The organism is Natronorubrum marinum (assembly GCF_052040125.1).
GTDB lineage: Archaea > Halobacteriota > Halobacteria > Halobacteriales > Natrialbaceae > Natronorubrum.
Map to the genome: position 1 here is coordinate 24807 of NZ_JBPPFV010000006.1, position 14620 is coordinate 39426.

The 14620-nt window shown below is 55.0% G+C and carries 12 protein-coding genes; 9 read left to right on the forward strand and 3 right to left on the reverse strand.

Translation table 11 applies throughout. The features are described 5' to 3' along the window. Positions 1-31 precede the first annotated feature (31 nt). A complete protein-coding gene (locus tag ACSFC5_RS22695; RefSeq protein ID WP_440767488.1) occupies positions 32-430 on the forward strand; it encodes a DUF8156 family protein in 399 nt (132 codons plus the stop codon). Positions 431-961: 531 nt separating this feature from the next. On the opposite strand, the gene ACSFC5_RS22700 is transcribed toward ACSFC5_RS22695, so the two are convergent. Beyond that, positions 962-2017: a hypothetical protein gene (locus ACSFC5_RS22700; protein WP_440767489.1), complete on the reverse strand. Its 1056-nt coding sequence runs from the start codon at positions 2015-2017 to the stop codon at positions 962-964. Positions 2018-2149: 132 nt separating this feature from the next. Here ACSFC5_RS22700 and ACSFC5_RS22705 point away from each other — a divergent pair, with 132 nt between their 5' ends. Continuing rightward, positions 2150-3028: a hypothetical protein gene (locus tag ACSFC5_RS22705; RefSeq protein WP_440767490.1), complete on the forward strand. Its 879-nt coding sequence runs from the start codon at positions 2150-2152 to the stop codon at positions 3026-3028. Between the two features lie 309 nt (positions 3029-3337). On the opposite strand, the gene ACSFC5_RS22710 is transcribed toward ACSFC5_RS22705, so the two are convergent. After that, positions 3338-4363, reverse strand: a complete 1026-nt coding sequence (locus ACSFC5_RS22710) for a Cdc6/Cdc18 family protein (protein WP_440767491.1) — start codon at positions 4361-4363, stop codon at positions 3338-3340. A 193-nt stretch (positions 4364-4556) separates the two neighbouring features. On the opposite strand from ACSFC5_RS22710, the gene ACSFC5_RS22715 reads away from it, so the two are divergent. Next, positions 4557-5564, forward strand: a complete 1008-nt coding sequence (locus tag ACSFC5_RS22715; RefSeq protein ID WP_440767492.1) for a matrixin family metalloprotease — start codon at positions 4557-4559, stop codon at positions 5562-5564. Positions 5565-6504: 940 nt separating this feature from the next. Next, the gene (locus ACSFC5_RS22720) at positions 6505-6642 is read left to right on the forward strand and encodes a hypothetical protein (RefSeq protein WP_440767493.1); all 138 of its coding nucleotides are present in this window, start codon (positions 6505-6507) and stop codon (positions 6640-6642) included. A gap of 113 nt (positions 6643-6755) precedes the next feature. On the opposite strand, the gene ACSFC5_RS22725 is transcribed toward ACSFC5_RS22720, so the two are convergent. Then, complete coding sequence (locus ACSFC5_RS22725; RefSeq protein ID WP_440767494.1) at positions 6756-7190, reverse strand: type IV pilin domain-containing protein; 435 nt, start codon at positions 7188-7190, stop codon at positions 6756-6758. A 171-nt stretch (positions 7191-7361) separates the two neighbouring features. Between ACSFC5_RS22725 and ACSFC5_RS22730 the strand changes: the two genes are divergently transcribed. The 5 genes from ACSFC5_RS22730 (at position 7362) to ACSFC5_RS22750 (ending at position 14620) form a co-directional block, all read left to right on the forward strand. Then, positions 7362-7523 carry a hypothetical protein gene (locus ACSFC5_RS22730; RefSeq protein WP_440767495.1) on the forward strand — a complete coding sequence of 54 codons (162 nt, stop codon included), beginning with the start codon at positions 7362-7364 and terminating at the stop codon, positions 7521-7523. Then, positions 7516-8310, forward strand: coding sequence for a hypothetical protein (locus tag ACSFC5_RS22735; protein WP_440767496.1), 795 nt, complete (start codon positions 7516-7518; stop codon positions 8308-8310). The genes ACSFC5_RS22730 and ACSFC5_RS22735 overlap by 8 nt, the downstream gene beginning before the upstream one ends. 343 nt (positions 8311-8653) lie before the next feature. Beyond that, positions 8654-9277 carry a hypothetical protein gene (locus ACSFC5_RS22740; RefSeq protein ID WP_440767497.1) on the forward strand — a complete coding sequence of 208 codons (624 nt, stop codon included), beginning with the start codon at positions 8654-8656 and terminating at the stop codon, positions 9275-9277. A 157-nt stretch (positions 9278-9434) separates the two neighbouring features. Beyond that, a complete protein-coding gene (locus ACSFC5_RS22745) occupies positions 9435-13013 on the forward strand; it encodes a WD40 repeat domain-containing protein (protein ID WP_440767498.1) in 3579 nt (1192 codons plus the stop codon). Then, entirely contained in the window at positions 13010-14620 is a 1611-nt protein-coding gene (locus tag ACSFC5_RS22750) for a S8 family peptidase (RefSeq protein WP_440767499.1), read from the forward strand. The genes ACSFC5_RS22745 and ACSFC5_RS22750 overlap by 4 nt, the downstream gene beginning before the upstream one ends.

The following is a 14620-nucleotide window of genomic DNA, read 5'->3' on the forward strand; positions in this document are numbered from 1 at the left end:
CCAAATATGCACACAAGATGGGAATACTCGTGTGTACAACGACGCAGCTCCGAACGAGAGACTGTATCGGAATTCCGGAAACCACTCTCCGTTGCTTATCCGTTGTGCGCTCGCTTTGGGGTACATGGGCAAAACGAACCCAACCTACCGCGATACGCTCCGTGAATTCGAAAACGAGTGGTCACCATACCACAGAGCACTTCGACTTGAGTATCAAGATCACTTCGAACGGCTATTCGTCCAGGCGCGGAACTTCGCCGACGCTGGTGGGATTCAGAACCACACCGATCCGACGACTACACACCTCATTTCGATGCTGCTCGCTCAGGAGTGCCGGATTGCCGACCTCGAGGAGCAACTCGACACTATGAACGAGCGTATCAGTATTTCCAGCGAAGACCTCTCCAAAGAGTCCACTGACGGTCAGTAGGTATAATCCACGCTGCTCGAATGGTCCGTACGGATATTTAGGTGTGATAGCGAGGCCACGACAGTCTGTGATGCGCCATCCCCAAGATGACTTGCTGGTCGTATTCGCACTTGTCGAACTCGCTCGCGATCATAAGGGCAGGCCCACTGAGGATCATGCGTTCGACCTGGCTGCCAAGATCGCTGATCAGCACGGGCTCACGATTATCGAGGTGTACCGACAGCTCGAGGAACGGAGTGAGGCTCACTGCTGGGGGGAAGATTGTGGCTAAGGCCAAGGTCACAAACTAACTGTCCGCTCCGCACGGCCGATCCAAGCGGTACGCGAAAATTTTAGCCCTCGTTCAATGCCATTCGTGGTAAATCCAGTCCAGATCGTTGCGATGACCTTCGAGATCATTACCGCACCACACTAAACTGCGGACGGTCGTCCGCCCACTACGTCGAATCTCGCAGTCGAAATCGCAGACCAACAGGGGCTCACAGTTCCCGGGGTGATTCGTCAACTTGAGTGATTATTTCGCTAAGGGTATCAAATCCGGTCGTAAAGAGAATCGACATCATACTTTATCTCCATATACAAGACGGCAAAGGTAAGTAAGAATCCTAACCCCCATAGTACAAATACAATTACCATCCAATTATTCGCAATAAAACCGCTACAAATATGACATATGTTGCGCTCTTCTGCCAAATATGTACCCAATGGGACAACAACTGAAACGGCAACTGAAACCAAAGTTGCATAAAATATTGGCAGCAACTCTTTCGTATCATATGAGCTAAGATCTTGCTCAATATCATTCACTTCTGTCTCTTTCCCCTCAATCTCAATTTCAACCTTTTTCTTCTCTTGCTGTAGATTCTTGTAGCGGTTATCTTCAATATTCGAGGGATCGTTGTAGACCGTTGGGCCAGAGGAGTATCTGGCATCAAATAAGTGCATGTCCATTCCCGGTTTCATTTCTATCTTGAAAATTTCCACTAATGCATTCCTTGAGAAAGAGTATAGGTCCTCAATATTGTGTTCGTCTTTATATGATTCTATGAACGCTTCCTTATCAGCCTTTGTCGTTGTGTCGCTCAGTGGATTAAAAGTGGATGCATAGCTGAAATCATAATCCTTCCTAAAAGATTTAGCTGAGGACCATGCCAGATTTGCCTTTATTTCCGCTGTTCGTTTACGGAGTTCAGATTTGTGTGGGTCTGAGTTGATACCCTCATCAATCCGTTCTGCCTCTCTCCCGATATATTCTGAAAATAGCGAATAAATGTCCTCCTCCGTGGCGATCTCAGGAGGTAATTCTATTTCGGACCTATCTATATATTCAATAAATTCCTCTACGTTTTCACGAGCCTCTCGTTCAGCCTCACTCTCTCGAGTTCGCTCAATAGATTTGATTTCATCAATAATACTCTTCTTTCTCGCTCTCAAATTCTCTAATTGACGACTGATATCCTGTTTGCGTTGATTCAACCGTCGTTTCTCAGATTCGATCCCTACGAGCTGGTTGGATATTAATGCAGTGAGTATTGCGATAAAAACACTCGCAGATGCGGCCAATGAACCGTAGAAAGATTCGACCATAGTGGATTGATTACCCTGTTTTTGCTGGAAATACTTATCTTAAACTACTAGTCACTGTTCGTGGCAAAGGCGTTGTTGGACTTTACTCTCTACTGGCTAGGCCAAAAACAGAGTGTGGGGAGAGTATGATTAATGTTGGATGGTTCTCTATCTCCTCAAGAAATGATTTATAGACAATCAAAGGTGCTGGGGATTGGGGTTCTAATAACAATTATATCTACGCTGGTTTTCACACTCATTTTGGGTAGAATGCTAAATTTAGGTATTGCATTTACCCTTTCTTTTGGGATCAGCCTCGTAGGAACCTCAATGACGGTTTTTAGCATATTTAGAGATGAGAAAAATAGTCCCTCCTCAGTGAATCAGACTAACACAATAAATATGATTGATAATTTTGAGCTACAACAAAAAATGACCAAGAAAGTTGTTGAGAGGCCAGATGGTGGGAGAGATTGGACTAGCATGTCGAAAAAAGAATTAGTAGAGGTAATTGAGAGTAGTCCTAATTGGCGATCCTATCCTGACGAATCTTTCAATTCTTCTAGAGATATGGCTCAGACGTTACATTATATTGGCAATTGGGTCTCTTCACTACCGTATATGGATCGAGAAAAAATCACCATCTCTCTCTATATGATTGCAGCTATTGGCGGAACCATGGCTTTTCTAACGTTTGTGGAGGTGATTGATTCTACATGGACAGGTGATCTCTGGATGACATCCATTTTAAATATATCTCCATTTTCATTAGATCCTATTTCAGGCATGCTCATGATGGTAGTATCGTTGTTTATTTTTGCTAGTCCGTTCATCTATTTACAGACCAAGAAAAGCACTACCTGTCCTGAGTGCAACGAGATCTTCACCATTAGCAGCAGAGGTCGTTTTTTCCGACCAGCTAAAGATGTTCGCCAAACTGAGCAGGGTGAAGTATACCATGGTCTAAGAATCTTAGATTGTGTAAGTTGCGAACATATCGTCATCCAAGAAACTGACTGGGAAGAAGAGTAGTACTTTGAGGCTGTATTTTTTCTCCCTTCGCCCCCCTCCTGGCGGTTGAACGTGGAGAGAAACGGTATCCTCGATATGAACACGAACTGGAGTCAGGCGTGTTCACATCTGGATATTCCTATAACGGTAGTACCGGGGCTCTCCAGTTCTTTTACAGATCATATATGTCTTGTTCGATGCTCTATATTGCAAAATTGAAGAAATCGTGTTCACGAATGGCTCTGCGTAGTAATATTCCGGGAACAAAATACAGCCTCGAGACCACAGCAAAACTATATTCTGACTCCCGATTTTATCCCAACAACCTAATCATACCTGGAACTGCTCCTCGAGCGCAGACGCATAGGTCCGGCCGCGCTTCTTGCCGTGGCGGACTACGAGATCGTAGTCGGCCATCTTCGCGAGGTGCTTGCGCACTGTTCGTTTCACGACCGGCTCGTCGACGGTGCCGTGGGCGCAGTAGCGGTCGTAGAGTTCCGACAGCGATTGCTCGCCGTGGGCCGTGAGCTTGTGAAACAGAATCCGCTGGACCTCCGAGAGTTTCTCGAGCGTCTCCTGTCGAAGCTGGGTTTGGGCTTCCTCAACAGCAGCGATGATGTGCTCGTCGCGAAGATCCTCCCCAGCCTCGCGAACAGCGTTCCGTAAAATCGCAATCGCGAGGCGTGCGTCGCCGTGGGCGTGGCCGGCGATCGAGGCCAGCGCCGACGCTGAGACCGCGTCCGGCCGGAGTGCGGCCCGCGCTCGGTTCTCGAGGATCGATACCAGCTCCTGGTCGCTGTAGTTCCGAAAGTGAACGGCGCTGTACCCGCGCAGCCTGGAGGTCACCCGCTCGTCGAGACCGGCGAAAAAGTCGTGTTTCCGATTGGCGATCAGGATCGGTGTGATCGACTCGTGTTCGTAGCACTGGTAGAGCACCTGATCGTCCTGTAGTTGATCGACCTCGTCGAGGACGACGACGAACTGTGCTCGGTCGCGAAGGCGATCGTCCAGGCCTTCCCATAGCACTGATTTGGCGGTGGTCCCGCGAGTACGCGTGTGTGCGGGTGCGATTTCGTTTAACAGCGTGTGGTAGACGGCCGAACTCGTATTCTGTTGCCAGCAGTCGATCGTCGCGCTTCCGATATCGGCTTCGTCGGCGAGTTGCTCGAGGAGGTACGCGGTCGTGCAACTCTTCCCCGTCCCGGTGGGTCCCCAAATGAAGGCCCCGGCACTGCTGTCGATCTCGCCCTCTGAAATCGGCTGCAACGTCCGCGAGAGCGTGGATATCTCATCATGTCGATGCAGGATCTCTGAGGGTTGAAAATCCGCGGTCAGCACCCGTTCGTCGATTAGCATACGGGATCTGTCGGCCCGCGTGAGGATAGTGTCGACGGGGTAGGTTCCGATAGTTCCGAAAGGAGGCGAAACCGGTGGACTGTTTTCTCGCTGTTGTTCGTGAGATGATGATATAGGCGAGAACCCTGTGAAATTGACCCTGACTATCAATTTTGCCGATATAATTTTCACATGGGCCTCTGTCGGGTGAGGTATGAACAGAAACGGGCTGGTCGTACTCTCGTGCGCTGTGATGCTCGTGCTAGCTGGCTGTGCAGGTGGCGGTGGCGATCCGATGGCGAACAACTCCTCTGATACTGATTCGCCGATCGTCAACGGTGATGTAGAGGCTGACTCGCCGACAACTGAGGACGACGTCCACCACGCTAATCCGTACGGACAGGCGGAGTTAGTCGTCGCACTCAACGATACGGCGACCGACCAGGACGTTGAACCGCTCGTCGAAGAGGCGTTAGCGTACTGGGAAGCTAACAGTGAAGCATACGCGGGCTATCCGATCGAATACGATCTCCAGCCAGACGCGACCAATCCAGACGTGAAAATACACTGGCGTGGGTCGATCACGTCCTGTGGGATACACGGATCGGAAACATTTTTGGGCTGTGCTGATCTCGTGACTGAGGAACCAACTGGAGCAGCTACGATCGAAATCGAAGACGGGTACACCAACGAAAGCACGCTTCAGACGGTCAAACACGAAATCGGGCATACGCTCGGGCTCGAGCACGACGATGAACCCCACGATCTCATGGCCGGCGAGTACGGGGCGCTCCCTGATCCGATCACCGCGGATATCGTCTGGAACACATCGGGCCACGACCGCGACGCGGTGCGCGAACAGATCGAACACGGCCTCGGCTACTACGAATCGTGGTCGAAAGCGCACATGGATCAGAACATTACGATCGGAGAGTTATCCGAACTCGAGGCGTACGAGGACGCTTCCGAGGAACTCGTCATCGTGGTCTCCGATGACGAAGACGCCTGCGGAGAGGAGTATATCTCGTGTACTGATGAGGATCCTGAGACTTTCGACTTCGAGATCACGCTCGCAAACCCGCGCGACGACGTGACGGGCTGGCTCACTGCGGATCTGTTCTCGTACTATCTGTATCTAGAGGGCGATGACCGACCTGCAGCCTTTGACGAACTCGACGCCGATATTGCCGCCAGCGAGTGGTGGACCGATGTACCGAAGTAATCAATAGAATGACTAAACCCGATTAGTCAGATCATCTACGGTCCTTGACTCTGAGATAGTTTTCAATCCTCTATGTTTCCATTGGTTTCCCCTGTGATTCTGGCGGACTCGTCCCTATCGAGATCATATCCGCTTGCCCGTTCCGGTAAGAAGCAGTGCCGTTTCCAAGTGACTGGGAATCGTAAGGGTGTTGATAACGATTGACGCGCTAATCGCTTCTGTCGCGTTGCACCACGCGACAGCGATCCAACCAGCCCACCACGCATCTACTACCGTGGACGTGTCCAGATGTCGTAGCACCTGGATACACCGCTTTTCGAGAGTTTATAGCCCCTAAGCGGATGCTTGAGGAGGTACGCAGTCGTACAACTCTTTCCCGTGCCAGTCGGACCCCAAATGAAGGCCCCGGCACTGCTGTCGATCTCGCCGTCCGAAATCGGCTGTAACGTACGCGAGAGCGTGGATATCTCATCATGTCGATGCAGGATCTCCGACGGTTGAAAATCCGCGGTCAGCACCCGTTCGTCGATTAGCATACGGAATCTGTCGGGCTACGTGAGGATAGTGTCGACGGGGCGGGTTCCGATAGTTCCGAAAGCCGTGTCCGAGGGCGAGCAGCTGCGACGGTCGCGCGTGACGGACATTCCCAGTTAATTCTGTCCGGTGCTGAAGTCGTCGATCGGGCTGAATAGACGCGGCACTTCTTTTTCGCGCGGCAATCGACGCAATTTTGACATATCGATCCGACGGACTATCTGGCGATGAACGCCGTTCGGATCGACGCGCTCGGGGTTCTCGTCTCGGCCGTTCTGGTGAGCGTTATCTTCGCGCCGCTTGTCGGCTCCCGATCGGGGTAACGCCGTCGAATGGCGGTTCGATGGGCGACGCCGGCCCAACGCTGAATATCTAGGTCGACGGCGAACTGGAGATCGGCGATGTTGTGGTCTACGATACGGGCGACTGGGGCGGGCACAATTACGCCGTCCATCGGATTGTAGGCGAGACCGAGCACGGACTCGAGGCCAAAGGTGACGCAAACGGCTTCGTCGATCAGGATCAGGGGGAGCTCCGTACGTGACTGAAGAGAATATAGTCGACGTTGTCCAAATCTGGATACCACTCATCGAACTCTTCCCAACACTTCTGCGAATTCCCACACCCGTTCTAATAAAAAGAATTACTGCCGATATTCTATGTGTCGACTTCGAAGGTCGCGATGGTGTTACTTCCAGAATCATCCTCGAAAACGGCAACTACGGAGAATGAATCTCCTGATGATGGAACAGTACTCAAGTCGTTATCTCCAGAGGTCGTTGAGGCGTCAACTGATTGGCCAACTGAGTCCATTTCTGCTTGTACTCCACCGCTACTATCGCGGATTTCAACCTTGTCGGCGTTAGATAGCGACTCGACCGTCACTGTGACTGGGTCTCCACCATCATTATCTACACTCGCACCAGCTTGCGCACTGTCTTGGAGTCCACTACCGAGATCCAGCACGAACGCCGCGATCACGGCTGCCAGAATTACTGTGATCGCAACCATAAGTATGACCCCTATGACAGGTGAAACCGCTCTTTCCTGCTCGTTACCAACCAACTTCTTCCGGTATTGCTTCAAATCCATGTGTTCACGCACCGCAAACGGTCGGAAAGCTTATTCTTGGTGGCATGATACCACCGCGTGACGCACAGGGGGATTGGGTTTGCACAACCATCCCGACGCGTCCCTTCCCTGCCGTTCGATTTTGGTGCTGATAGCAACCAGTTTACTGTACCCATATATACCTATAGGATCGTGAACCTCCTGACTGCTGATATCGGTTTCAGCTTTGATATTCAACGCCCGACAGAGGCCTTCCAGTGGGTGCTTGAAACCACTGAGGCGTCCGATTTCGGCTATCTCGCCGAAACCGGAAACTGTTATCCCGATTCAGTAACATCACGCCACTATGTCTGAACCGTCGCTGGTCTCCGAGCGCGCTCTCGCGCGCACCTACAACACACCAGCTTACGCCGACCCGTTTGATGCTGTCGAGGATTACCGACGCGTGGCGAAATATGCGAGCAAACACCCCAACAAGGGCTCGAGCGCGGTTGCCTCTGCCCTGGAACTCCCGCGAAGTCGTATTCGCTTGTGGGTCGACGGTGATGGCCGACCCGACGCAGTGCGGGCGATCGACGCCGCACGCGAGTACGGGTGGCTCGAGTGTACGTATGGCTCCCCCGAGTTCACCGCATTGAATACACTCGTCTCGAACGTGTTTTCGGGAGGGTCGATTGCTGAGCGCGACTACCGACCGTCGTTTGCGCTGAACCACCGGGGCGAAGATAGCCACGTCATCGACGCCCTCGAACTGGCCGGCGTCGACTACCAGGTGGTCGGCGATCGCGACGGCCGGGCCGACGAAGCGCGACCCACCGAACACGGGACGGTACTCGGTCGTGTGCTGTCGGTACTCGGCGCTCCCGTTGGCCCGAAAGCCGACCAGCACCTCACACTGCCGCCGTATCTCGACGACGCACCGACGGACGTTCGCGAACAGTTCGTCTATTCGTATCTCGAGAATCGAACAATCGAACACGAAGGGAAGGACACGCTCCATATTCAAGAGGTACGGAACCGGTCCTATCTCGAGGAATTGTCGAGGTTGATCGAGTCAGTCGCTGGTGGTGGCGTCACACTCGGAGAGCGCCACATCGTGATCTCGGCGGACGCGGCTCGCGCACTTGGGACGGTTCGGTAACTGCGAAACTGATCGATTTCAGACTCGATTCTCCAACTGCCGAACACCAAAGAGACACTCTGAGAGCAATAATTCGGGCTCAAACACGTTGGCATCCATTACTTTCATAACACATGACCGCGTATATGCGTTTAACAGGTCACACGTCGGTAAGGCAACCTCGTAACGTCGGCTAGGACCCGATCTGTGCTGGGTGGCCGGGCTTTATTCAGGGCGGCCGTCACGTGTGACAAAACAAATAGCTACGCTTCTCACGTTCGGCAATCAACGGGAGTAGCCACAGCAGGACTAGCAGTCAAAAAACGGGATCGCCCCGGTACGTCGCGAAACAGCACACACCCCTATGTCAGCCCACGTTCGTCAGACCGAGGAGTCGACAGACCGTCGGTCACCGGAGAATGCGCAGTATAGCCCGTACAATTGGCACGAGGAAGACACAGACGAAGACGATGAAGGTGATTCTGAAACGGAGATGCAGTCGGGCCACACCGAAACGAGTGGGACGACGAAGGAAGGCTCCCTTTCTCGCCTGGTTTTGAAACAGACCTCCGATCGGATCATCGACCCGATCGCGCTCAATGCACCCCCGGAGGAGGGGATGCACGAGTACGAAGGTCAAGTGATCGATCTCACCGATGAGGAGGTCTACCCACCGACGCGCCGGAGTCTCTACACCGAGCAGACCCACATGCAGAAGAAAGCGCCGTCGACGAAGGCGTGGCGCTACTCCGAAGTCGGCCACGTTACCTTCGGTGGGATCATCCCCGACAGATCGAAACGCGAACTGCGAGAGACGATCGATCTCTTTTTTGCGCTCGTGACGACGCGGCTCCCCTCAAGTACCAAAGATCAGATTCGAGAGGAAGCGATGGACCTGAAATCTGATGGCGACAAGCACGATACCGAAATCATGCGGAAGGTAGCTCGGTGGACGTTCAACCCGAACGAGCTAGAGGCCTGCAACTGAGAACACTTCAATGAGACGCACACAACACACCTCGAGCGACGCGACTAGCCGCTGGTCCCGACTGACTAGCGTGATCAACACATCCATGCCGTCTATCAATCGGGGCCAGCTACGGGCTATTGCGCTCGTCTTCTTGATGGTCGCGAGTCTTCCAGCAATGACTCTCGCATTCTCGGAGTCGCTACCCGGAATCTCGGATCATGGTGGAACGGCTCTCGCACAGGAAGATGACGAATGGGAACTAACCGATACAATAGATGCCTCGTCTGACAGCGTTTCTGAGGTGGAATATTCCCCTGATGGGGAATATATCCTAGTCGGATCTGATGATAGCGTAGGTTATATATTGGATTCTCAAACCAAGACAGTTGTTACTGAAATAACGGAAGGGATGGGAACCGATGGTGTTCGGAGCATTTCTTGGGATGAAGAAATGCGGTATGTGTCATTAGGCGAAGGTGGGGATGCTTATGTCTACGAAGTTGGATCTGATGATGGGACAGGTTGGGATCATATTCAGACTCTCAATGGAGCGGGCCCTTACACATGGGCTCTACAATTTTCACCAGACGGAGAATATCTTTTACACGCCGATCAGGATAGTACCGTTTACGCATATGAGGTCGGGACTTGGAATCAAGAAACCTCTTTCTCAAGCGGGTATACTGTTCGGTCGATTTCTTTCAACCCGGATTCATCGCGGGTTGCGCTACCTATCTCGTCCGGTGGTGATGTTGTTCAGATTAAAGAGGTAGGTGGGGCTTGGGAAACTCTCGAAACGATAGACGCCCACGGGTCGGAAAGGCCCTATCCTCTTGATTGGTCCGCTGACGGGTCATTTATTGCATATGGCACTGGCGACGGGAACACTTTCGTTATAGACGCGGAAACTTACACACACATTGAGACACTTGATTTAGCAGACGGATATAGAATTGAGGATGTTGATTTTGCAGATGGACAACCTCACTTGTCGTCTGTTGTTCGGAACGGCGAAAATCTGGGGACCTATGTTCACACTTCAAACGGATGGTCGAAAGAAAAAACACTCACGGACGGGGGCTATCTTCAAACAACCACTTGGAGCCCGGACGGAGGTGAGTTAATCTCCGGTGGTGGCTCAGGTGATGCCTTTGTCTACTCAACGGGGGACCTATTTTCTGACCCAATCACGGGCACCGTAACCGATCAACACGGCGACCCCGTCTCGAACGCGACCGTTCTCTCCCATTCGATCACGGAACCGGCACTCGACGAGTCCGACGCCCGGTCACTCGAGCGCCAAGCCGAAGACCTCCGTGACGAACTCACGGACCCAGTCCCCGACACGTGGGAGACGTTCAAAGACGACTTCGAGACGGGCAACGGCCTGCTCGACGTCGACGAGTTCACGTCTGGAGTCGACGGCAAATACCCGATGGTCCACCACGACTCGGACTGGAACACTGGCCGGACGACGATTCTTTCCTCCGAAATTGACGACCCACGAATCCAAGTCGACGAGGGCGAATCGCTTGTCTTGTCGGTCTGGGATCTCGAGGAAGACGGCGGCTTAGTCGATACCTCACCAGTTCGAAGCTCGCATCCGGGCGCACCGGTCGAGGACACGATCGTCGTCGAGCAGGTTGGCCCGAGCACCGAGTCACTGAGCACGTCGGAGTACGATACGAGCGTCGAGTTCGTCGAAGATCGAACGCTCCAGTCCGACCGCGAGTGGCACGCCGTCCGCACGCAATTCCCGGTCGGCGTCTATCGGATCTACCCAGAGGGCCAGTCCGGCAAAGCCATCACGGTCGTCTCGGGCGACCCGGACCAACTCTGGCAGTCGTTCGAAAGTGATCTTCGCGACGAGGCCGACCGGCTCACCGATCGCGCCGAACGAATCCGCGACCTACTCGACCAGGAGATGGTCGTCCGCGAGACGACGACGACCGACGAAAACGGGTCGTTCGAAATCGACGCGCCGGCTAACGCAGTCACGACGGATATAACGGCGATGAAAGCTGACGGACAGGTTCTCGAGGCAGTCGAAGACCCATCACTCCAAAACCTTCGGGAAGCCCAAGCGGGCGGCTACAACGGGTCGTTCTACCTGCCGAGCCCCGAACCGAACACGGTCCAGCCACCGGCCGAAGACGTTGAGGTAACGGTCTACAAATCGCCCGAAGTTCCACTTGGTGATCTTGGATCGTTCGCCGACCTCATGCAGTTCTTGGACGAACAGCGCCTTGACGACCGCGTCGACGAACTCCAGAGCGAGTACGATCAGAGATTCGAGGAAATGGAGCGGGGCTCGCTCGAGGACATCTATGAGAACCACCGCACACTCATCGAGACGGTCCCCGAAGCTGAGGACCGATACCTCGAACGATCCGAGTTCGAGGAGGTCCAAGACGCGGAGAATCTCACACAGGACGAACTCAGCGAGGAAACGTCGCGTATGCAGATTGCGGCGGCGAACGTCGCGAACCTCGAGATCCCCGACACCGACGATCCGATCGACATCGAGAACGGCGAAATCTTCGCGGAGATCCCGATTCCGGATGGCATCGACGCAGACACGATTGCTCCAGAAATCCACTGGTCGGACGGCACCTCCCAGACGCTCGACGAGGAGTACTACGAGGTCGAAAGCGGCGGTCTCTTAGCTGGTGACAAGGTCGTCATCTCTGACCTGCCGATCGACGAAGACGATCCACCGAAATTCAACATTCGACTCCAGGGCGCGAACTCTGACGGTATCCTCGACGATCGGGTTGCCGGGCAGAACCCACTGTTCGGCGGCGAGATCCCAGAGATCAACGCCGTCGACTGGAACACGATGACGCCCGGTCCCGATGAGCGCCTTCACGTCGGGCTCAACGCCGACTTCGATAGCGGCTACGACCAGCTCACGGATGTTGAAGCGTTCGGTCCCGACGGTGACCTCCTCGAGTCCTCCATCGACGGGGACCGCGACCGAGCGTCGTTCCGAACCGTTGGCGAAGGCGTCCATCACGTCCGATTGACGTTCGAATCCACGAGCGGTCACGAGTTCGCAATCACCGAACGCGTGCGTGCGGGCGAACAAAGCCGTAGCGACCCAGCGACGATTCGGGCATCACAATCGCCGCTTGGTGCCCACGCTGTTGTTGGCTCGGGACTCGAGAGTGCCCGCGTCGACACTGACGGTGACGGCGTCCGGATCGAGGCACTGATCGGGACGAACGATGACGTGCCGGGTGAACTCCATCTCAAGCCCGATGGCGTTCTCGATGGGACGGATCACACGCTCGACGTGGCTGTATTGAAAGGTGACGACGAGCGCCAAATCCAGAACCACGTCGCCGTGTACGTCCATCTCGACAACTACGGCAAAGACACGATTGCGAGCGTCAACGGTGACTCGATTACGCAAGATGGCGATACCCGCTGGGGAGAGGTCGACTTCCGAGATGACGACGAAAAGGGCGTCCTAATCACGATCACCGACGAGAACGGCGTTGCAGAGATCGAAATCGACCAGTCACCAGGTAGACTCGACCGGTTCTGGCACTGGGTTGATCACGCACTCTGGACGCCGTCGGTGCCATTCTCGGTGCTCGCAACGCTGCTCCAGTCCATGACGACGATCGCCGCAGAGACAACAGCGGTCGCCGAAGCAGCCGCGACGACGATGGCAACGACGACGAGCGCAGCGACACCGGTCACGGCTGGTCCTGAGACCGCCGCGGCCACCGGGGTGATCTCGACATGACACAGATACGGACACGCAGAGAGTTCCTCACGAACATCGGCACCGCAAGCGCAGTCATCCTCGTTCCAGCCACGATCTCTCCGACGACGTCGGGGAGTAGCGTCTGGCCTTGGAGCGCACCCGACGATGCAGTCAGTCACTCCGGTGACCGACTGAGTTGGATCGTTTCGGTCGACACAGACGACGATGACGACGAAGACGGAAGCAGCAAACTCGAGAGCCTCGAGTCGTGGACCGAACGCACTGAGAACGACCGACGCGTCATCGAGCGCACGAAACACGAGGCGTCGGGGACGGCCACCGTCATCGCGACGCCTGCCGATATCGGCGTTCGCGCCCGCGACAACCAGTACCTCAGCGATGGGCTCGCGTTCGAATCGTGGGTCGACTCGGTCGAACTGAATCGCACAGTCCAACTCGCGGAGCCGATCTCCCCGGAGAGCGAGGACGTATGGGACGAAATGTCTCCGGGACGGCTTATGTCTGCGCACATGAGCGCGTTCGGGGGCGACCTGAACGCGTCGGGTGTCGCGTTCGACGCCGATATGGAGTCCGGACCGCTGTACGACACGCGCACGGCGACGGACGCAATCGGCATCGATACGGATACGTCGACGCTCCGCGTCGCGGTCGTGGACTCTGGAATCAACGACGGGTCGGTGTTCGACACTGACGGCGAAGAGGCTGGGACACGGATTCTCGAGTCCTCGTGGAACGTGATCACCGACGAAACGGGCATCGACGCTATTCAGGACGACGACGGCCACGGGACGTGGGTCGCGTCCTGTATCACAGCGAACGATGCTGAGGTCAACTACCGCGGCTACCTCACCCAGTCTGAGGTGCTGGGCGTCAAGGCACTCTCGGACGGTGGCGGTGCAATCGACGAAATCGCAGCGGCGATTCGATACGCAGCCGACCAGGGAGCGGACTTGATCTGTCTCTCACTCGGCAGTCCGCTCTACTCGATGGCGATTGCTGATGCCCTCGAGTACGCCGTCGGGGAGGGTGCAATCCCGGTCGCCGCGGCTGGAAATGACCGACAGGCGACGCGCTGGCTCGCAACGCCGGCGTCGATCGAGCACACGATTGCAGTGGGTGCGACGACGACCGCGCCACCCGAAGAGGCCCAAAGCGCCTACTACTCCAATACAGCTCCACACAACGGGTTTACGGACGACTCGGGAGGGATAACGGCCGGCGCACAGATCGATGTCGGCGCACCCGGCTGTAAGATCACGGCTCGGACACCGACCTTGAGTGGCGGGTCGACGCTGACCGAACTGACCGGGACCAGCATGGCCGCGCCGGTCACCTGTGGCGTGATCGGCCACTACCTCGCGGAGAACCCCGACGCTGATCTCGAGGAGGTCCGCGAGATGCTCGAGAAGACCTGTGAACCGGTCCAGAACGCGGCCGTCGAAGAGGTTGGCTACGGTATGCCGAACGCGGCGAACCTGCTCTCGGGCGACGAACCCGAAGAGACCCAGGAGGAGGCGATGACCGACGATGCAGCGGCCCGTGGACTCGCCTACCGGCAACTGTCCCAATCTCGGACGGCCAAGATGGTCGTCGAGATCAACGAGTTCGTCGACGAGCTGATCTAA